Raw genomic sequence first — 18,132 nt, forward strand, 5'->3', positions numbered from 1 at the left:
CAGGACGGCCCCGATCCGCACAGGCGTCCCGACGCGCGGCGTCGGGTATCGGGCCGGCAGAAGGAAAGCGGAATGCACCTGTTCAGGACGGCGACGCCCCCCCTCTTCCCGCTGCGTCCGGGCTCGGCCTTCGGCGCCAGCGCCGGCCGGGGCGACGCCGCGCCGTTCGGGCGGTCCGAGGCGGGCGGACCGGAGGTGACGGCCTTCACCCTCGACAACGGCCTCGACGTGGTGGTGGTGCCCGACCATCGCGCCCCCGTCGCCACCCACATGATCTGGTACCGCAACGGCTCGGCCGATGATCCGCTCGGTCAGTCGGGCATCGCCCACTTCCTCGAGCACCTGATGTTCAAGGGCACCGAGAAGCACCCGGTCGGCGCCTTCTCCAAGGCGGTGTCGGGCCTCGGCGGCCAGGAGAACGCCTTCACCAGCTACGACTACACCGCCTATTTCCAGCGGGTCGCCCGGGACCATCTCGGCACCATGATGGAATTCGAGGCCGACCGGATGAGCGGCCTCGTCCTCGACGACGCCGTCGTTGCGCCCGAGCGCGACGTGGTGCTGGAGGAGCGGCGCATGCGGGTCGAGACCGACCCCTCCGCCCAGCTGTCCGAGGCGATGGCGGCCGGCCTGTTCGTGCATCACCCCTACGGGATCCCGATCATCGGCTGGATGCACGAGATCGAGGGCCTGAACCGCGAGCACGCGCTGGCCTATTACAAGCGCTTCTACACCCCCGAGAACGCCATCCTGGTGGTGGCGGGCGATGTGACCCCGGACGAGGTCCGCCGTCTCGCTGAGGCCACCTACGGCCGCGTGGCGCCCCAGGGCGCCCGGCCCGAGCGTGTGCGGGCGCGGGAGCCGGAGCCGAAGGCGCTGCGCCGCGTCGCGGTGGCCGACCCGAAGGTCGAGCAGCCGACCCTGCAGCGCCTCTACCTGACCCCGTCCTGCATCACCGCCCGCGACGGCGGCTGCCACGACCTCGAACTGCTGGCCGAGGTGCTGGGCGGCGGCTCGACCTCCTACCTCTACCGCAAGCTGGTCATGGAGAGCGGCCTCGCGGTGAATGCCGGCGCCTGGTACATGGGCTCGGCGATCGACGACACCCGCTTCTCCGTCTACGCGGTGCCGGCCGAGGGCGTGCCCCTGGAGAAGCTGGAGGAGGCCGTCGACAAGGTGCTGCGCCGCGCCCCGGCGGAGGCCCTCGACGCCGAGGCGATCGAGCGCGCCAAGACCCGGCTCGTCGCCGAGACGGTCTATTCCTCGGACAGCCAGTCGTCGCTGGCCCGCATCTACGGTTCGGCGCTGGCGATCGGCGAGACCATCGAGGAGGTCCGCCGCTGGCCGACCGACATCGAGGCGGTGACGCAGGACCGGCTGAAGGGCGCCGCCGAGCGCTGGCTGACCCCGGCCCGCTCGATCACCGGCTACCTGACCAAGGCGCAGGATCCCGACGCCCCCGTCGCGATGGCCGCCGAGTAACCGCGGCTGCGTCCCGGCGGCCCTGCTCGGGGCCGCGACGGGGCGTGCCGTCCGGGAGCCTTGGCCCGCTCCGCCGTCGCCCGAGATAGAGACACGAGGTTCCCATGAGCTTGACCGAGACCCTGGTCGAGACCGCAACCCCCGCCAGCTCGCCCACTACGGCGCTGCCGGTGGTCACCGCCCCCGGCATCGAGGCGTGGCACGTCGAATCCCCCGTCGTGCCGATGATCGCCCTGGCCTTCACCTTCGAGGGCGGCGCCGCGCAGGACCCGGCCGGTAAGTCGGGCTGCGCGCAGATGCTGGCGCGGCTCCTCGACGAGGGGGCGGGCGACCTGACCTCCGACCTGTTCCAGGAGCGGCTGGCCGCCCGGGCGATCGAGCTCTCGTTCCATGCCGGGCCGGACGCGATCGGCGGCTCGCTGAAGATGCTGGTCAAGCACGCCGACGAGGCGATCGGGCTGCTCGCCCTGGCTTTGGCCAAGCCCCGCCTCGACCCGGACGCGATCGAGCGCGTCCGGGCTCAGATCATCGCCGGCCTGCGCTACCAGCAGAACGACCCTGGGGTGCTCGCCTCCCGCCGCTTCTTCAAGGAGGCCTTCGCCGGCCATCCCTACGCCCGCCCCTCCTCGGGCACGGTCGAGAGCGTCGCGGCGATCACCCGGGACGACCTCCTGGCGATGCATGCCCGCATCATCGGGCGCGGCCGGGTGAAGGTCGCGGCGGTCGGCGCGATCGGCGCCGAGCAACTCGCCGAGGGTCTCAACCGCGCCTTCGGAGCCCTGCCGGAGGCCGGAGAGCTGAAGGCGGTGCCGCGCACCGAGGTGCAGGATCTGGGCCGGCGCATCGTGGTCGATCTCGACGTGCCGCAATCGGTGATCCGCTTCGGCATGGCGGGCGTGCCCTGGCGCGATCCGGACTTCATCCCGGCCTACGTGCTGAACCACATCCTGGGCGGCGGCGCCTTCACGTCGCGCCTGTTCCAGGAGGTCCGCGAGAAGCGCGGCCTCGCCTACTCGGTCGGCACCTCGCTGGTGAGCCACCGCTCGGCCGCGATGACCTGGGGCTACACCGCCACCAAGAACGAGCGCGTCGGCGAGGCGCTCTCGGTGATCGGCGACGAGATCGGCCGCCTGATCACGGATGGGCCGGACGACGACGAGCTGCAGAAGGCCAAGGATTATCTCACCGGCTCCTACGCGCTCGGCTTCGACACCTCGACCAAGATCGCCCACCAGCTGGTGCAGATCGCCTTCGAGGAGCTGGGCATGGACTACATCGCCCGGCGCAACGCCCTGGTGGCGGCCGTGACGCAGGCCGATATCCGCCGCGCCGCCGCCCGCACCTTCGCGGACGGCAAGATGCTGGTGGTCGCCGCGGGCCGGCCGGTCGGGCTCTGAGAGGCAGGGCCGCTTCTCTCGGGCGGCGATCGGTGCATACTGAAGGTATGACCGACCTCTTGGATCGGGCGATGAAAACCGCCCGCGCGCTGTCGCCCGAGATGCAGGATGAGATTGCTCGCCTCGTGCTGGCCTATGCGGGCCGGGACGAGGCGGTGATCGAACTCACGGCTGATGAAGTCGCTGATCTCGTCGAGGCGCAGGCCGAGAGGATGCGCGGGGATTTTGCACCAACGGCCGAGGTCGAGGCCGTCCTGTCCAAGTACCGCCTTTGAAGTTTCGCGTTCAGCGGCGCGCCCTGCAGCAGATCGATCGCGCGCTGAGCCACATCGCGACGCAGTCCCCGCAAGGCGCGGCTCACGTTGAAGCCCGGCTGACGGCGCTCATCGCAGTCGTGCGGGATCATCCGTACGTGGGGGCGCGGACGTCGATGCCCGGCGTGCGGCGCCTCTTCCTGACGCCCTATCCCTACCTCATCGATTATTTCGTCGGGGACGACGAGATCGTGGTGCAGCGGTTTCGCCACGCAGCCCGCAAGCCGGTATCGGGCGTAGACAAGTCATAATGACTGACGGCCGAATGTCGATTCGGTCGGAGCATTAGCCTTTTCGGGGTCTGATGCTCCGTGGCAAGCCTGTTTTGCTAACCTTAAGCTGCCTCTCTCGTCAGAGGGGCGATCCGCTCGATCTCAGGCCCAAGGGTGCGGCTCAGCGTCTCCAGCTCGAACTGGCGCTGGAGATTGAGCCAGAACTCCGCGCTCGTCCCGAAATAGCGGCTCAGGCGCAGGGCCGTATCGGTGGAGATCCCGATCTGCTCGGCGGCAATCCGCTCGATCCGGGTCCGCGGGACGTGGCAGGCGCGTGCCACCGCACCGGCCGACAGACCCAGAGGGATCAGGAACTCCTCCCGCAACACCTCGCCGGGATGCAAGGGGGGAAGTACGGTTTCGGTCTGGTACGCGATGGTCATGGACATGTCTCCCTGCGGCGTAGGGCGCTGCCCCAGTCAGTGATAATCCTGGTCATTGATCCAGATGGCGTGCTGCCCCTGGCGATCTTTGATCAGGGGATGAAGCTTGTTGCCCGGCGGCACTTTGAGATCGTGAAGGGAGGCCGCCGCATGGATCTGGCGCAGCTTCCGCCGTGCGGTCCGAAGGATTGCTATCGGTAGGCCTTTTGGATGCCGGCCGTGGAAAACGGCCTCCGTCATCTCATCCGCGAAACTCTGGATCGGCATGGCTGCCGCTCGTGCGCGACTCGAAATGTATCGCGTAATGATACACGCTCTTCAAGCGTGAGACAGGCTGTGCGTCCGGGTACGCCGGCCATGGCCCTCGCAACCCGAACTCCAATCCCCACCTGAGCCGGATCGCCGCCAACCCACGGACCCCCATGCAGCTCACCGGCATCCACCATCTCACCGCGGTGACCGCCCGCGCGGCGGAGAACGTCGCGTTCTACACCGGCACGCTGGGCCTGCGCCTCGTCAAGAAGACGGTGAACCAGGACGACGTCTCGGCCTACCACCTGTTCTACGCGGACGGGCTGGCGAGCCCCGGCACCGACATCACCTTCTTCGACTGGCCGGCGCCCCGGGAGCGGCGGGGCTCGAACAGCATCACCCGCACGCATCTGCGCGTCCCGGGCGAGGCCGCGGTGGCGTGGTGGCACGCGCGTCTGCGCGAGGCCGGGATCGTGGAGGCCGAGCCGACCCTGCGTGACGGACGCCTGACCCTCGATTTCGAGGATCCGGAGGGCCAGCGCCTCGCCCTGGTCGACGATGGCGGCACCGGGCCGGAGCATCCCTGGGCCGGCTCGCCGGTGCCGGCCGCCTACCAGATCCGCGGCCTCGGACCGATCCGGCTCGCGGTGCCGGATCTGGGGCGCACCGCCGCCGTGCTCACCGGGGTGCTGGGCATGCGCCGGGACCGGGCGTTCCAGACGCAGGACGGACCGGTCGAGGTCTACGCCATGGGTCCGGGCGGACCGGCCGCGGAGATCCAGCTCCTGGCCGATCCCTCCGGGCCGGCGCGGCAGGGCGCGGGGGCGGTGCACCACGTCGCCTTCCGCATCCCGGATGCCGATTACGAAGCCTGGGCCGACCGGCTCCGGACCGCCCGGGTGCCGACGAGCGGCCCCGTCGACCGCTACTACTTCCGCAGCCTCTATTTCCGCGAGCCGAACGGCATCCTGTTCGAGATCGCCACGGATGGCCCCGGCTTCACCGCCGACGAGCCGCTGGAGACCCTGGGCGAGCGCCTCGCCCTGCCGCCGTTCCTGGAGCCGCGCCGGGCCGAGATCGAGGCGGGCCTGAAGCCGCTCCGGCCTGGACCGGTCGCCTGAGCGCCGCACCCGGCGGCAACCCTCCCATGTCTACGGCGCAGCTGCGGCCGGTGCCGCGAAGACGCTAAATCTTCGAACGATTCCAGGCCGTTCACTTCTTTCGCGGGTGTGATCCCGGCGCGCCTTGACGGGCGTGCTGCAACTGCGAAAGAAACGGCGCGCGTATGTTTGACATCCGGATCCCGGCGGGCCGCCTCGCATGGATCCGCCCCCGTCCAGCGGGACGGCGGGGATCTGCCGAACCGGGCATCAGAGGATTCGAGGACTGATCCGTCGATGAGCAAGTTCTACGAGGAGCGCGTCCTGTCAGTCCACCATTGGACCGACAATCTGTTCTCGTTCCGCACCACCCGTGATCCGGCGTTCCGCTTCCGCAACGGTGAGTTCACCATGATCGGCCTTGAGGTCGAGGGCAAGCCGCTGCTGCGCGCCTACTCGGTGGTCTCGGCCAATTACGAGGAGGAGCTGGAGTTCTTCTCGATCAAGGTCCAGGACGGGCCGCTGACCTCCAAGCTCCAGCACCTCAAGGTCGGCGACCCGATCATCGTCGGCAAGAAGCCCACCGGCACGCTGGTGCTCGACAACCTCCTGCCCGGCAAGAACCTCTACCTCCTCGGCACCGGCACGGGGCTGGCGCCGTTCCTGTCGATCATCAAGGATCCGGAGGCCTACGACCGGTTCGAAAAGGTCGTGCTGGTCCATGGCTGCCGGCAGGTGCAGGAACTCGCCTATGGCGAGACCATCACCGAGACCCTGCCGAAGCACGAGTTCCTGGGCGAGATGATCTCGAACCAGCTGATCTACTACCCGACTGTCACCCGCGAGCCATTCCGCAACCGCGGCCGCATCACCGACCTGATGGTCTCGGGCAAGCTCTTTTCGGACATCGGCCTGCCGGAGATGTCGATCGAGAACGACCGCTTCATGCTCTGCGGCAGCCCCGACATGATCCGCGACACCCGGGAGCTTCTGACCTCCCGCGGCTACGAGGAGGGCAACCACGGCGAGGCCGGTCACTTCGTGATCGAGAAGGCCTTCGTCGAGAAGTAGGTTTTTGGGATCGAAGCACGCGCCCGGCCTGTTCAGAGCGGCTTCAAAACGGGTTTCCAAAGGGCGTTCGCCCTTTGGTGGGGTGCCGGGGCGACGCCCTGGCGTCCCTTCTCAGGTTCGGTTGGCGGGTGGCCGCAGCAGCGCCCCGAACCCCTCCTGTGCGTCGCCGATGAAGCGGACCCCCTCCCCTTCGAGAACCGTGCGGATCGCCTCCAGGGTCCGGTTGCGGGGCTGGACCTGCTCGCTCTCGATCATGTTCAGGGTGACGACGGACACCGCGGCGCGGCTCGCGAGAACCCCTTGCGTCCATTTGAGAAGTCCGCGGCCGGCGCGGATCTGTGCGGCTGTGATCATGCGCAGGGGATCGCCCGAACTGAAAGAATCTTCAAGTTTCCTGTTGACGCAGTCGAAGCGCAGCCATATCAACCGCGCCATCGGCCTGCCGGGCCGGTGATCTGAGGTTACCGCACCAACCTGGACGTTCGCGGCTGGCAGGCCGCGGGGGTGAAATGCCCAGTCCACCTCGATCGTTCATGACCGGCAGACCGTCAAAGTTCACCGGCGCGGGCCGGAGACGCTCGGTTATCCTTGTACCGAACCTTCCCGAGTCGTCATCGACAAGCCCGCGTCATCCGAAGCCCCGTTTGGACGGAGCATGGCATGAAACAGCACGACGGCATTGGCGTCGCGGCGTTCGCCCGTCCCGGGCTGATGCGGCCATTGAGGCCATATCTCGGACGCATCAGCCCGAGAGGCTGAGGCTCGTCCTGGGGCGGCGCGCCGAGTCGCTGCCGCACGATCCAATCAGCGCGAGAACCCTGCGGGCCGGCAGGGGACGGTTAACGGTCAGAGCGCCACGGGCTTGTCCCGTGGAGGTTGCGGTTTCGATCTCCGCCAGAGCCGCGAGGTTCTGAAGCTCAGAATTCCGTCTCCGACATCATGCCCGCGGGGGCCATCGCCCGCGATCGTGTGCAGACAATCCGGGCGATGCGGGCCGGAGAGGAACGGTTACCTCGATAAGGCGGCGGTCGCGGGTTCGAATTCCGCCGGGTCGTGAGACCTGTAGCTCAGCGGGTAGAGCACCGAACACCGTTCCTCACACCACGACCGCATCGCCCGGACACGGGCCGGACGGCGAAGGTTATCGATGATCCGAGGGGTGCGGGTGCAAATCCCGCCGGGCCGTGAGGCCCGTAGCTCAAGCAGAGCATCGGTCAAACCCTTCGCCGCCACCATGCCCGTGCCGGGTACGCGATCGGATCAACCGGCGGGACACGGCCGTGCGGGCCGACAGGAACGGGTTATCTGGAAACTTGGGTTCGAATCCCGCGGGCCGTGAGGCCTGCCGCTCGGTCGGCGCGAGCCGGGAGAGCGTACCCCGTTCCAAACCCATGACCGCACGGCCGCCCGCCGGCCGTCCCTGACAAGACCGAATCTCGGCCGCCCTGGACGCGGCGGAGCACGGGGGCGCTCGCCTTCGTGCCCGCCCGATCCCGCGCGCCGTCACGAGCCACCGGCCGGCGAACGGCCGCGCTGGAGAGAGGAGAGAACGAGAGGAGCCCGCGATGATGAAGTTTGCACAGATGTTCCGGCTCCGCGCCACCCCGCAGGCGGAGCCGATCCCCGGCACCGTGCCGAATTCCGCCGGAGGCCATGCCTTCGCGGTCAGCGACTGGACCCGCCTCGACCGGTTCCTCGTACTCGGCTCCGAGGGCGGTTCGTACTACGCGAGCCCGCGCGCGCTGACCGTCGAGAACGCGGTCGCGGTGCAGCGCTGCATCGGGCAGGACGGCGCCCGGGCGGTCGCCACGATCGTGGCAGTGAGCGAGGGCGGGCGGGCTCCGAAGCAGGATCCGGCGATCTTCGCCCTGGCGCTGGCCGCCGCGTCGGCGGATTTGGCGACGCGCCGGGCGGCACTCGCGGCCCTGCCGCGGGTCTGCCGGACCGGCACGCACCTGTTCCAGTTCGCCGACGCCGTCGAGGCGATGCGCGGCTGGGGCCGAGGCCTACGCCGGGCGGTCGGTGACTGGTACTGCGCCAAGCCGGTGGAGGCCCTGGCGTTCCAGGCGGTGAAGTACCGGACCCGCCAGGGCTGGTCGCACCGCGACCTCCTGCGGCTGGCCCATCCGGAGACGGATGAACCGGCCCGGAAGGCGCTGTTCGACTGGATCTGCCGCGGCACCGTGACCGAGGCCGTTCCCGAGATCGTCCACGCCTTCGCGCAGGTGCAGGCGCAGGGCGTCAACGGGGCGGTGGCGGCCGCGCTGGTGCGGACCCACGGTCTGCCCTGGGAGGCGCTGCCGACCGGGCTGATGGGGAACCGCGCGGTGAACGAGGCCCTGATCGCGCGCATGCCGGTCGGTGCCCTCGTGCGCCAGCTCGGCCGCCTGACCGCCGCGGGGGCGCTCGCGCCCTTCTCGGAGGGCACTGAGCGTGTCCGGGCGGTGCTGTCGGACCGGGGGCGCATCCTCCGGGCGCGCCTCCACCCGATGGCGCTGCTGCTGGCCCTCAAGACCTACGCCTCCGGGCGGGGTCAGCGGGGCAAGCTCGCCTGGGAGCCGGTCGGGGCGATCGTCGAGGCGCTGAACGCCGCGTTCTACACGGCGTTCAGCGCGGTCGAGCCGACGGGCAAGCGCCTCGTCCTGGCGCTGGACGTGTCGGGCTCGATGGGCGGCAGCTGGGTCGCGGGCTCGACGCTCACGGCTCGGGAGGCCGCCGCCGCGATGGCGCTCGTCACCGCGGCGACCGAGGAGCGCTGGCAGGTGCTCGGCTTCACGGCCGAGTCCGGCCGGGCCTGGAACCAGGGGAGCGCGCTGACGCCGCTGACGATCGGGCCGTCGATGCGGCTCGATCAGGCGGTGCAGGCGACCGCCGACCTGCCGTTCGGCGCCACCGACTGCTCCCTGCCGATGCGCTGGGCGCTGGAGCGGGGCGTCAAGGCCGACGCGTTCGTGGTCTACACGGACTCGGAGACCTGGGCGGGGCCGGTCCACCCGGTCCAGGCGCTGCGGGCGTACCGGCAGAAGACCGGGATCCCGGCGAAGCTGGTGGTCGTGGGGCTAGTCTCCAACGGCTTCAGCATCGCCGACCCGGACGATCCCGGCATGCTCGACGTGGTCGGCTTCGACGCGGCGGCGCCGGCCGTGATCGCGGATTTCATCCGCGGCTGAGACAGGGGCGGGCGGCTCTTTCGGGCTGCCCGCCCCCTGACCTGAGGGGGCAGCCCTCGGATCCGACCTGTCAGCGCGCGATGGGCGTGTCACGGGTTTCCGAAGGGCAACGCCCTTCGGTGGGTCGTCAGGGCGAAGCCCGACATTGAGCGAAGCTCGACAGCAGGGCTCTGCCCTGCACCCGCGAAAGGGCTCGCCCCAGCCCTTTTAAGGTGTTTGGGCTAGCTGCGAAACTCGCAAGTCGTGGCTCTAACATCCTGAAAGAGCACCGCCTTTTCCCCTCCCCCTTGTGGGGAGGGGCCAGGGGTGGGGGTGGTGCAGGATGAGGCGCAGCGGTGCCGTCTGCACCACCCCCACCTCCAACTCCTCCCCACAAGGGGGAGGAGAGTGCGCTTGGCCCCTGTCTCGTTGCTTCCGCAAACACCTTAAAAGGGCTGGGGCTCGCCCTTTCGAAATCAGACTCTATTGCGGCAGCGCCGGCATCCCGTCGGCGAACGGGCCGCCCCCGGCGCTGAACAGCCTGCGCAGGAAGCCCGGGGCGATGGCCGAGAGCGGGTTCACGCTCACGTCCGGCGAACCGAGCTTGCCGGCCACGCGGAAATTGACCGCGAACAGCCCCTCGTTGTGGCCGCCGCCCAGCAGGGGCCCGAGCAGGGGCAGCTGCGAGGCCACGTTGTTCAGCCCGTAGAGCGGCACGAAGGTGCCGGTCATGTCGGTGCGCTCGCGGCCGGTGTCGAGCCAGCCCGACAGGGTGAAGCCCATGGCGGCGTTCGAGATCGCCGCGTCGCTGAAATCGACCCGGCTGCCCGTGCGCACGAAGTTGGCGCGCATCCGGTCGAAGGTGACGTCGCCCGCCGCCCGGCCCGGGGCGATCCGGCGGCCGCGGGCGGCGTCGGTGTCGGCCGGTTCCGGCCCCTGCGCCATGATGCTCGACAGGGCCGGCTCGTTGCGCAGGGTGAAGTCCCGGATCTGCACGACGCCCGCCTGCGGGCCGTCGTTGAGCCCGATCCCGGCATTGAGCCGCCCGCCATGCATCCGCCGGTAGATGTCGACGAAGCGCAGGGTCGCGCCGGCATCGGCCGAATCCACCGCGAGCGTCGGCACGCCGCGCTCGCCCCGGGTGACGCTGGCGGCGAAGGGCGCCGCGCGGAAGCGCCCATTGATGGTGGCGGCCCGCAGGGTCTTGCCGTGCAGCGACAGCCGCAGATTGGCACCGGTCAGCGCCTCGTCGTTGAAGCCCGTGACGATCGGAACCTGGATGTCGGCGTCGATGTCCTTCGGGCTCGCCTCCTTCGCGTCCCGGCCGCCCTTCCCGTCCGGTCCGCCGAGGGACTTCAGGAACGGACGCGCATCCACCACCGCGCCCCGGACCACGACCTTGTAGCCGCTGCCGGTCCGGTCGAGGCTGACCCGCAGGTCGTCGCCGGGCGAGAGCTTGACGTTCGTCAGCTCCGCCCGTTCGAGGCCGCCCTCGGGCGTGATCGCGACGGTGCCGCGGGCGGTCGCGGGCGCCGCGTCGAGGGCGAGGTCGCGCAGTTCGAGGCCCTGGCCGCTATCCACCAGGGTGAAGGTCAGCCGTCCCGGCTTGCCGGAGGGCTTCGTCAGCCCCGGAAGCAGCCCGTCGATCCCGACCTTGGCGAGATCGGCCTCGACCTTGATCGGCGGCTTGCCGGGCCCGGGCCGTCCGATCGGCACCACCGCGCGGACCGGGATCGTCCCGCTGAGCAGCGGCGCGGTCGGCAGGCCCTTGCGGCCCCGCACCGCGTCGTCAAGGGCGAGGGTGACCACCGCCTCGCCCGGCTGGCCGACCTTCGGCTGGCGCAGGTCCACCGAGACCGGGGCGCCCGCGACCCGGCCGTCGCCCTTCAGGGTGAAGGCGCCGCGATCATACGCCAGGGAGAAGCGGCCCGCCTCCAGCCGGTCCTTGCCCATCACCTTGTCGACCGCGAGGTCATTGAGCGTGCCGGTCAGGGTCACCGGCAGGTCCGGCAGGTCGGGAATGTGCTTGAGATCGAGGGGGAAATCGACCCGCAGATCGGCGCTGCCCTTGATCGTGGCGGGGTCGAGATCGACGCTCATCACGCTCTTGAACAGCTTCGCCTGAAGCACCGAGGCCATGCCGTCGGCGCCCCCGGAGAGGCGCATGCCGATCTGCGCCACCACCCGGTCCGGGGTGATCTGCGGGATGACGAAGCTGCCATCCGTGATCGCCAGCCCGCGCCCGTCCGGCCCGTGGACCTCGGCGGTCACGTTGCGGATCGTGGTCGAGCGCCCGGTGATGGTCCCGACGACGTTGCCCTTGGTCACGGGCGGCGCGTCGGCGGTGACGTCGATCGCCGCGTCCGAGACGTGGAAGTCGATATGGACCGCGTCGTCCGGTGCCGGCTCGCCCCGGGTCGCGGCCGCCAGCACGGTCCCGGACATCTTCACCCGGATGTCGACGGAATCGACCCGGCCGCGCCGCAGCTGGTCCACCAGATAGGTCCGGGCCGGCGGCGCGATGTGCTCCGGCCAGAGGCGCAGGCCCGTCCGGACCTCGCCGTCATGGCCGACGATGTGGAGGTTGAGGCCGCCCTCGTCCGCCGTGGTGCCGATCGTCCCGGTGATCGTCCCGGTCACGCCCGGGGCCGAGAGGGTGAGCGCGTCGATGGCGATGCCGCCGTCGCGTCCGGAGAGCTGCGCGTCGAGCGCGTCGATCTTCACCGGGGCATCCTTCGGCGTCGCCCCGCGCAGGGTCGCGTCCCGGCTCGTCAGCCGCGCCGTCCAGGTCGTGGCGGCGTCCGCCGGGCTGCCCGTCCACGCGCCGGTGAGGTGCACGGCGTTGCCGGCGCCGCGATAATCCAGGCCGGTCAGCGCCATGACGCGGCCGGCCTCGTCCCAGTCCAGATTCGCGTCGAGGCTCTCGACCGTGACGGGGTTGAAGTCCTTCTCCTCGATCAGAAAGGTCCCGTCGCCGGTATGGACCTTGGCGGTCATCGCCTGGATGCGCCCGGCCGCAAGGCTCACGTCGGCGCGCGCCGAGACCTTGAGGTCGGTGGTCAGCGGCAGGCCCGACTGGCCCGAGAGCAGCAGCAGGTCGGTCACCGGCAGGTCGTCGAGGGTGATGATCCCTGAGCGCATCTGCCCCTCGCCGCCGTCGCGCAGGGCGCCGCCGAACCGCCACTCGCCGTGCGGCCCGTCGAGCCGCAGCTCGAAGTTGCGTGTCCCGGTCACCGGATCGCGGCCGAACAGGCCGTTGACCCGGGCGAAGACCGCGCGCTCGTGGCCGTCCTCGTCGATCAGCCGCAGGCGCGCATCGGTGATCCGGGCCCGGTCGAGGGCGCCGACCACCCCGCTCGAATCGAGCACGACGCCGAAGATCGACGCGAGGGCGGCCGAGAGCGGCGACACGCTGCCGCGCACCGCATCCACGCTCGGCGGCGTGTGCGGCTGGATGTCGACCGGATGGTTGGCCTCCGAGGCCGCGAAGGCGATGGAGCCGTCCCGGTGCAGCAGCGCGGTGGTCTGCGTCTCGCGGAACTCGATGGAGCGCGGCTGCAGGTTGAGCCGCAGGAGGCCCCAGACATCGAGGCTGACGAGCGCGAGGGGCGCGCGCACCACGAGGTCGCCCTGCGGATTGCGGATGTCGAGGCCGGAGAAGCGCAGGCTCAGCGCATTCTCGCGGTCGAGTTCGAGGCTGCTGCCGCGTATGCCGATGCTCCAGCCCGGACCGATCCGCTCGGCCACCGCGGCGGCGACGCGGCGCGACAGGCCGTCGATCTGCAGCGGCCCGCTCGACAGGCGCAGGGCCACGAGGCCGATCCCGGCGCCGAGGACCAGCACCAGGGCGAGCGCGCTCACGAGGCAGAACCCGCCTACGCGCCGTGCCCTCCCCCGGGGCCTGCATGCCGACGTCGTCTCGTCCGCCATCGGGACCCTTGTTCCGGGGACTCTGTCCGCAGAGCCCGCAGGCGCTGCGGCCGGTGGATCGAAGCGCGCCCGCGCTTTACAGCGGCCGCGACTCCGGTTTTGGCTCGGGCGTGCGCGGCGCTAGCGTGGTGCCGGGCACGGGATCGGTTGCACATCATCATTCGGCCGAAAGGAAGGCACGATGCCGCTGTCAGAGGGTGATCCGGCCCCGAATTTCGACCTGCCCGCCTCTGCGGGAGGCCGGATCGCGCTGTCCGCGCTCAAGGGTCACAAAGTCGTGCTCTACTTCTACCCGAAGGACGACACGAGCGGCTGCACCCTGGAGGCGCAGGACTTCAACCGCCTGCTGCCGGACTTCGCGGCGGCCGACGCCAAGGTGATCGGGCTTTCGCCGGACCCGGTGAAGAGCCACGACAAGTTCTGCGGCAAGTACGGCCTCGCCTTCCCGCTCGCCTCCGACGAGGACAAGGGCGTGCTCGAAGCCTACGGCGTCTGGGTCGAGAAGAGCATGTACGGGCGCACATACATGGGCGTCGAGCGCACCACCGTGCTGGTCGACCGCGAGGGGCGGATCGCGAAGATCTGGCCGAAGGTGAAGGTGCCGGGCCATGCCGAGGCGGTGCTGGCGGCCGCGCAGGCGCTTCCTTGAGGCAAGACGAGCCGCGCCGATACAGCTCTCGACGGATCCTTAACCTTACCCAGTCTTGAATGACGGCTCTCGCGGGGCCGTCCCGATGCATCGTTCGAAGATCTCTTCGCGCCTTCCGTCGCTCCGGGCTACGCCGTGGCTGGCGGCGGCCCTCGCGCTCGCGCTGCTCTGGGCGCTGGGCGCGACCTACCTCATCGTCTTCCACGACGAGGTGCTGGCCGGTTTCGTGGCCCGGCAGGCGGCACTGCGCGACGCCTACGAGGCGCAGCTCGCGGAGCTGCGCGACCGCCTCGACCGCGACCGGCGCGACCAAGCCGGCACCGAGACCGGGTTGGCGGACCGCGTCGCGGCGGCGCTGGCGCGGCAGGCCGAGCTGGAGCGCCGCACCGCGTCCCTGGCCGAGGTCGCGCGGCAAACGGCCCCCGACCCGGTCGCCACCGGCGCGCTGGCGCGGCGCCCCGGTATAGGCTCCGCGCCGGTCGACGATGAGCTGGACCTGCGCTCCGGCGACGGGGCCGAGCCCGCCCGCGCCCTGCCGCGCCGGAGCGCCCTCGACGTCGAGACCGGGCTGATCCGGCTGGAGGCTCGCCTTGAGGGCCTGCAGGCGGCGCAGGGCGCGCGCCTCGCCGGCCTGGCCGCGCGGGCCGGTGACGAGATCCGGCGGCTGCGCGGCCTGATCCTCCGGACCGGGCTCGATCCCGGGCGGTTCGACGCGCCGGAAGCGGGTGTCGGCGGCCCGCTGGTCCCCCTCGACAGCCGCGTCCTGGACGGCGCCGGCTTCGAGGCGAGCCTCGCGCTGGCGCGCCGGGCCCTGGCGGACGGCGAGCGCCTGCGCCGGACCACCGCCGGGCTGCCCCTGGGCCGACCGATCCGGGGCGAGGCGATCGTGTCGAGCCCGTTCGGAAGCCGGCTCGACCCGTTCACGCGCGGCCTCGCGCTCCATACCGGGCTCGACCTCAAGGCGGAATACGGCGAACCCGCCCGCGCCACCGCCCCCGGCCGGGTGATCGCCGCGGAGGCTGCGGGCGGCTACGGCAACATGGTGGAGATCGACCACGGCCACGGCCTGACCACCCGGTTCGGCCATCTCGCCCGCATCGCGGTCTATCCCGGGCAGCGCGTCGCCGCCGGCGACACGGTCGGTTCCGTCGGTTCGACCGGGCGCTCCACCGGGGCGCACCTGCACTACGAGACCCGCATCGACGGCGTGCCGGTCGATCCGCAGCGCTTCCTGGCCGCCGGCGCGACGCGCGCGCAGCATGACGCCGACTGACTCCGTCGTCGCGCGGGCCGCCCCGTGCTAACCTCCGAGTCGCGATCGGAGGCCGCCATGGCACTGGCTGTGAAGCGCGACGCGCGCATGAACGTCGCCGCATACAGGCACTGGGTGGAGCCCCGCCCGGACGAGGAGCGCTGGGAACTGCTCGACGGCGAGCCGGTGCTGATGGCGCCCCCGAGCGCCCGGCACCAGCGCATCGTGCTCAACATCGCCCAGCGACTCGACGCGCTCGCCCGGGAACGCGGCTGCGGCGCCTATCCGGGTCTGGCGATCCTCAGCGCGGCCATGGACGATTACGCGCCCTACCCGGATGTCGTGGTCCATTGCGGGCCGATGCCGCCGACCGGCTTCGTCGACGACCCCCTGGTGATCGTCGAGGTGCTCTCGCCCGGCACCATGACCAACGATCGGGGGCGCAAGCTCGCCTTCTACGCCACCGTGCCGAGTCTGCAGTCCCTGCTGATCGTCTACCAGAACGAGGCCCGGATCGAGATCTGGCGCCGCGATGCCGACTGGACCATGCGGGTGGTTGGACCGGAGGATGTCGTGGATCTGCCGGAGCTGGGCGGCACCCTGCCGGTGGCCGAGATCTACGACCGCGTGACCTTTTGAACCGGCGCTGGTGCGGGCCGCCGCGCCGATGCTAATCTCGAACCGGATCGGAGGTCGGCGATGACTCTGGCCGTGAAGCGCGATTCGGGGATGGACGTATCCGCGTTCCGGCTGTGGGTGGAGGCCCGCCCGCAGCACGAGCGCTGGGAATTGCTCGACGGCGAACCCGTGCTCAGGGCGCCCCCGGGGGAGCGGCATCAGCGCATTGTCATGAACCTCGCGGGACGCCTCGATGCGCTGGCGGAGCCGCGGGGCTGCCGGGCCATGCCGGGTCTGGCGATTCTCAGCGACGCGCTGGACGATTTCGCGCCGATCCCCGACGTGGTGGTGCGCTGCGGCCCGCCCCTGCCGGACGGCTACGCGGCGGATCCGCTCCTCGTCGGCGAGGTGCTGTCGCCCTCGACGATGAACGTGGACCGGGGACGCAAGATCGACTTCTACCGGACGGTGCCGAGCCTCAAAGTCCTGCTGATCGTCTATTCCGACGAGGCCCGGGTCGAGGTCTGGCGGCGGGCGGGCGGGGATTGGGGCGTCACGGCGCTCGGGCTCGATGGCACCGTAGCGTTGCCGGAGCTTGATGGCGCCGTGCCGGTGCGCGACATCTATCGCGGGCTCACCTCCTGAGCCGCACCCGACTCAAGGGCCGGTTCCCCGGCCCGGCAGAGCACCAAGGCACCGACTTGCCCCATTTCGAAGATTTCTACGCGGCCAAGCTGCGCGGCTCCCTCGGTGTGACGGACGCGGAATCGGTGCTCGACCTGCGCGGCACCAACCGGGCGACCGCCGAGGCTTCCCTGAAGGACATGCTGGAGCGCAGCCGCTTCGCCAAGGGCAAGACCGTGGCGATCCGGCTGGATCCGCCCCCGGAGGGCGGCGGCGAGACCCTGTTCCAGCCGGCCGGGCGGCTGCTCCTCGACGCGAAGCGCCGCGGCCTGATCGAGCGCCTGCAGACCCTGCCGGCCCAGGACGGGCTCGGCTTCTACGTGGCGCTGGCCGGGCGGGCCGAGCGGACGCCGATGTAGGGCGGCGCGGGTCCCTGCGCCGGCAACGGATCGGGCGTGCGGCGCCGGGCGTTGACCGGTTCCGCTTCACCGCATCCCGGATCCCGGCATGAGCACCCTCCCCGGCGGCCGCAACACGATCGAGCGCGTCGCCCGCTTCGGCTACGGCGCCCGCGGCGTGGTCTATCTCGTGGTCGGCGGCCTCGCCCTGCTGGCGGCGCTCGGGCATGGCGGTCGGGCCGGCGACAGCAAGGATGCGCTCCGCGCCGTGCTGGCCGGACCCTTCGGCGCGGCACTTGTCGGCCTGATCGCCCTGGGGCTCGCCGGTTTCGCGCTCTGGCGCCTCGTCGAGGCCGTCACGGATGCCGATCGGCGGGGCACGGGGATCAAGGGCCTGGCGGTGCGCGGCGCGCATCTCATCAGCGCCGCGCTCTATCTCGGCCTTGCCGCCAGTGCGGCCTCCCTGAGCCTCGGGCTCGGCACGAGCGGCGGCGACGGCATGCATGACGGGACCGCGTGGCTGCTCGCCAGGCCCTTCGGCCGCTGGCTGGTGGCGCTCGCCGGCCTCGCGGTGGTCGGCGGCGGATTCGGCTTCCTCGGCAAGGCGTGGCGCGGGGACGTCACCGACCGGCTCGCCCTCGACGCCCAGGCCCGCGCGCGCTGGGCCGGCCCGATCGGCCGCTTCGGCTACGCGGCGCGGGGCCTGGCCTTCCTGATCATCGGCGGCTTCCTCGTCGCGGCGGCGTGGCATCAGCGCTCGTCCGACGCCAAGGGGCTGGGCGAGGCCTTCGCGCTGCTGCGCGCCCAGCCCTACGGCGCGATCCTGCTCGGGCTCGTGGCCGCGGGCCACGCCGCCTTCGGGGCCTTCGGGCTGATCCAGGCCCGTTACCGGCACATCGTGGCCCCGGACATCGACCGGGTCGACGATGCGGCCGGCGCCGCAGCCCGGGCTTTGACCTGACGCCGGCCGTCTGTCACCCGTTGCGATTGCAATCGCCCGCTCCCACCCCAAGTCCAGACAACCCTCCGCGCAATCCTGTGCCCTGGGCGACGATGCGGAGGCGATGATGGCCAGAACCCTGATCACCGGTCGGGCACAGACCGTGACCACCGAAGACTTCAACGAGCGCGTCCGGTTGCTGCTCGTCGACAAGCTCGATCCGGTCAAGGGCCGGGTTTACCAGAAGAATTTCAAGACCGGCTTCTCCGGCGCGCTCGTCAAGTAGACCGGCAGCCCGCCG

General features: G+C 70.9%; 18 protein-coding genes. 14 read left to right on the forward strand and 4 right to left on the reverse strand.

The genetic code is table 11. From position 1 onward, the window contains the following. Positions 1-72: 72 nt before the first annotated feature. From FVE89_RS28145 to FVE89_RS28160, 4 genes are all read left to right on the forward strand, one after another. Positions 73-1,482 carry a pitrilysin family protein gene (locus tag FVE89_RS28145; RefSeq protein ID WP_161393457.1) on the forward strand — a complete coding sequence of 470 codons (1,410 nt, stop codon included), beginning with the start codon at positions 73-75 and terminating at the stop codon, positions 1,480-1,482. 104 nt (positions 1,483-1,586) lie between these two features. Beyond that, complete coding sequence (locus FVE89_RS28150; protein ID WP_161393458.1) at positions 1,587-2,879, forward strand: pitrilysin family protein; 1,293 nt, start codon at positions 1,587-1,589, stop codon at positions 2,877-2,879. A 47-nt stretch (positions 2,880-2,926) separates the two neighbouring features. Beyond that, entirely contained in the window at positions 2,927-3,154 is a 228-nt protein-coding gene (locus FVE89_RS28155; RefSeq protein WP_161393459.1) for a hypothetical protein, read from the forward strand. Then, positions 3,151-3,444 carry a type II toxin-antitoxin system RelE/ParE family toxin gene (locus tag FVE89_RS28160; protein ID WP_161393460.1) on the forward strand — a complete coding sequence of 98 codons (294 nt, stop codon included), beginning with the start codon at positions 3,151-3,153 and terminating at the stop codon, positions 3,442-3,444. Before FVE89_RS28155 ends, FVE89_RS28160 begins: the two co-directional genes overlap by 4 nt. Positions 3,445-3,527: 83 nt before the next feature. On the opposite strand, the gene FVE89_RS31435 is transcribed toward FVE89_RS28160, so the two are convergent. Both FVE89_RS31435 and FVE89_RS31440 read right to left on the reverse strand, forming a co-directional pair. Next, positions 3,528-3,848 carry a HigA family addiction module antitoxin gene (locus FVE89_RS31435; protein ID WP_161393461.1) on the reverse strand — a complete coding sequence of 107 codons (321 nt, stop codon included), beginning with the start codon at positions 3,846-3,848 and terminating at the stop codon, positions 3,528-3,530. 36 nt (positions 3,849-3,884) lie between these two features. Beyond that, the gene (locus FVE89_RS31440; RefSeq protein WP_161393462.1) at positions 3,885-4,115 is read right to left on the reverse strand and encodes a type II toxin-antitoxin system RelE/ParE family toxin; all 231 of its coding nucleotides are present in this window, start codon (positions 4,113-4,115) and stop codon (positions 3,885-3,887) included. A 155-nt stretch (positions 4,116-4,270) separates the two neighbouring features. On the opposite strand from FVE89_RS31440, the gene FVE89_RS28175 reads away from it, so the two are divergent. Beyond that, positions 4,271-5,221, forward strand: coding sequence for a ring-cleaving dioxygenase (locus FVE89_RS28175; protein WP_161393463.1), 951 nt, complete (start codon positions 4,271-4,273; stop codon positions 5,219-5,221). Positions 5,222-5,497: 276 nt separating this feature from the next. Continuing rightward, positions 5,498-6,271: a ferredoxin--NADP reductase gene (locus tag FVE89_RS28180; protein ID WP_161393464.1), complete on the forward strand. Its 774-nt coding sequence runs from the start codon at positions 5,498-5,500 to the stop codon at positions 6,269-6,271. Between the two features lie 111 nt (positions 6,272-6,382). Here the strand turns inward: FVE89_RS28180 and FVE89_RS28185 are convergent, their stop codons facing one another. Continuing rightward, positions 6,383-6,625 (reverse strand): helix-turn-helix transcriptional regulator, encoded by a 243-nt coding sequence (locus FVE89_RS28185; protein ID WP_161393465.1) that lies wholly within the window; start codon positions 6,623-6,625, stop codon positions 6,383-6,385. Between the two features lie 1,211 nt (positions 6,626-7,836). On the opposite strand from FVE89_RS28185, the gene FVE89_RS28190 reads away from it, so the two are divergent. Next, on the forward strand, positions 7,837-9,441 hold the full coding sequence (locus tag FVE89_RS28190) for a TROVE domain-containing protein (RefSeq protein ID WP_161393466.1): 1,605 nt from the start codon (positions 7,837-7,839) through the stop codon (positions 9,439-9,441). Between the two features lie 462 nt (positions 9,442-9,903). Here the strand turns inward: FVE89_RS28190 and FVE89_RS28195 are convergent, their stop codons facing one another. Continuing rightward, complete coding sequence (locus FVE89_RS28195; protein WP_161393467.1) at positions 9,904-13,281, reverse strand: DUF3971 domain-containing protein; 3,378 nt, start codon at positions 13,279-13,281, stop codon at positions 9,904-9,906. A 250-nt stretch (positions 13,282-13,531) separates the two neighbouring features. On the opposite strand from FVE89_RS28195, the gene FVE89_RS28200 reads away from it, so the two are divergent. The 7 genes from FVE89_RS28200 (at position 13,532) to FVE89_RS30725 (ending at position 18,117) form a co-directional block, all read left to right on the forward strand. Then, the gene (locus FVE89_RS28200) at positions 13,532-13,999 is read left to right on the forward strand and encodes a peroxiredoxin (RefSeq protein WP_161393468.1); all 468 of its coding nucleotides are present in this window, start codon (positions 13,532-13,534) and stop codon (positions 13,997-13,999) included. Positions 14,000-14,084: 85 nt separating this feature from the next. Beyond that, positions 14,085-15,272: a M23 family metallopeptidase gene (locus FVE89_RS28205; RefSeq protein ID WP_161393469.1), complete on the forward strand. Its 1,188-nt coding sequence runs from the start codon at positions 14,085-14,087 to the stop codon at positions 15,270-15,272. Positions 15,273-15,329: 57 nt separating this feature from the next. Next, positions 15,330-15,890: a Uma2 family endonuclease gene (locus FVE89_RS28210; RefSeq protein WP_161393470.1), complete on the forward strand. Its 561-nt coding sequence runs from the start codon at positions 15,330-15,332 to the stop codon at positions 15,888-15,890. 60 nt (positions 15,891-15,950) lie between these two features. Then, complete coding sequence (locus FVE89_RS28215) at positions 15,951-16,514, forward strand: Uma2 family endonuclease (protein WP_161393471.1); 564 nt, start codon at positions 15,951-15,953, stop codon at positions 16,512-16,514. 56 nt (positions 16,515-16,570) lie between these two features. Further along, positions 16,571-16,912 (forward strand): hypothetical protein, encoded by a 342-nt coding sequence (locus FVE89_RS28220; protein WP_161393472.1) that lies wholly within the window; start codon positions 16,571-16,573, stop codon positions 16,910-16,912. Positions 16,913-17,000: 88 nt separating this feature from the next. Then, positions 17,001-17,852, forward strand: coding sequence for a DUF1206 domain-containing protein (locus FVE89_RS28225; protein WP_161393473.1), 852 nt, complete (start codon positions 17,001-17,003; stop codon positions 17,850-17,852). Positions 17,853-17,958: 106 nt separating this feature from the next. Continuing rightward, on the forward strand, positions 17,959-18,117 hold the full coding sequence (locus tag FVE89_RS30725; protein WP_202131143.1) for a hypothetical protein: 159 nt from the start codon (positions 17,959-17,961) through the stop codon (positions 18,115-18,117). Positions 18,118-18,132 lie beyond the last annotated feature (15 nt).

Source organism: Methylobacterium sp. 2A (assembly GCF_009806555.1).
In the GTDB taxonomy this organism is placed as follows: Bacteria; Pseudomonadota; Alphaproteobacteria; order Rhizobiales; family Beijerinckiaceae; genus Methylobacterium.

What these genes read in the sequence shown, in the direction of transcription:
- FVE89_RS31440 (WP_161393462.1), bottom strand. Translation starts at nt 4,115, where the DNA reads ATGCCGATCCAGAGTTTCGCGGATGAGATGACGGAGGCCGTTTTCCAC.
- FVE89_RS28155 (WP_161393459.1), top strand. Translation starts at nt 2,927, where the DNA reads ATGACCGACCTCTTGGATCGGGCGATGAAAACCGCCCGCGCGCTGTCG.
- FVE89_RS28215 (WP_161393471.1), top strand. Translation starts at nt 15,951, where the DNA reads ATGACTCTGGCCGTGAAGCGCGATTCGGGGATGGACGTATCCGCGTTC.
- FVE89_RS30725 (WP_202131143.1), top strand. Translation starts at nt 17,959, where the DNA reads ATGGCCAGAACCCTGATCACCGGTCGGGCACAGACCGTGACCACCGAA.
- FVE89_RS28225 (WP_161393473.1), top strand. Translation starts at nt 17,001, where the DNA reads ATGAGCACCCTCCCCGGCGGCCGCAACACGATCGAGCGCGTCGCCCGC.
- FVE89_RS28205 (WP_161393469.1), top strand. Translation starts at nt 14,085, where the DNA reads ATGCATCGTTCGAAGATCTCTTCGCGCCTTCCGTCGCTCCGGGCTACG.
- FVE89_RS28190 (WP_161393466.1), top strand. Translation starts at nt 7,837, where the DNA reads ATGATGAAGTTTGCACAGATGTTCCGGCTCCGCGCCACCCCGCAGGCG.
- FVE89_RS28145 (WP_161393457.1), top strand. Translation starts at nt 73, where the DNA reads ATGCACCTGTTCAGGACGGCGACGCCCCCCCTCTTCCCGCTGCGTCCG.
- FVE89_RS28180 (WP_161393464.1), top strand. Translation starts at nt 5,498, where the DNA reads ATGAGCAAGTTCTACGAGGAGCGCGTCCTGTCAGTCCACCATTGGACC.
- FVE89_RS28185 (WP_161393465.1), bottom strand. Translation starts at nt 6,625, where the DNA reads ATGATCACAGCCGCACAGATCCGCGCCGGCCGCGGACTTCTCAAATGG.
- FVE89_RS31435 (WP_161393461.1), bottom strand. Translation starts at nt 3,848, where the DNA reads ATGACCATCGCGTACCAGACCGAAACCGTACTTCCCCCCTTGCATCCC.
- FVE89_RS28175 (WP_161393463.1), top strand. Translation starts at nt 4,271, where the DNA reads ATGCAGCTCACCGGCATCCACCATCTCACCGCGGTGACCGCCCGCGCG.
- FVE89_RS28200 (WP_161393468.1), top strand. Translation starts at nt 13,532, where the DNA reads ATGCCGCTGTCAGAGGGTGATCCGGCCCCGAATTTCGACCTGCCCGCC.
- FVE89_RS28150 (WP_161393458.1), top strand. Translation starts at nt 1,587, where the DNA reads ATGAGCTTGACCGAGACCCTGGTCGAGACCGCAACCCCCGCCAGCTCG.
- FVE89_RS28210 (WP_161393470.1), top strand. Translation starts at nt 15,330, where the DNA reads ATGGCACTGGCTGTGAAGCGCGACGCGCGCATGAACGTCGCCGCATAC.